2 tRNA genes are annotated in these 236 nt (G+C 51.3%); both read left to right on the top strand.

Features of this window, described 5'->3' with window-relative positions:
- Positions 1-29: 29 nt before the first annotated feature.
- A tRNA-Val gene (locus CN378_RS14550) sits at positions 30-105 on the top strand.
- Positions 106-129: 24 nt separating this feature from the next.
- Positions 130-205, top strand: a tRNA-Thr gene (locus CN378_RS14545).
- Positions 206-236: the final 31 nt, after the last annotated feature.

Here is a 236-nt window from a genome sequence, read left to right as displayed (position 1 = left end):
GAGTAGGACGTCGCCAGGCTGTATATTATGGAGGATTAGCTCAGCTGGGAGAGCATCTGCCTTACAAGCAGAGGGTCGGCGGTTCGATCCCGTCATCCTCCACCATCTTTACTCGAGAAAATTGGATACGCCGGTGTAGCTCAACTGGTAGAGCAACTGACTTGTAATCAGTAGGTTGGGGGTTCAAGTCCTCTTGCCGGCACCATTTTGGTTTGTGAGCCATTAGCTCAGTTGGT

It is taken from the genome of Bacillus sp. AFS015802, assembly GCF_002561455.1.
GTDB lineage: Bacteria > Bacillota > Bacilli > Bacillales > Bacillaceae_B > Rossellomorea.
This window is presented reverse-complemented; position numbering and strand designations above follow the sequence as displayed.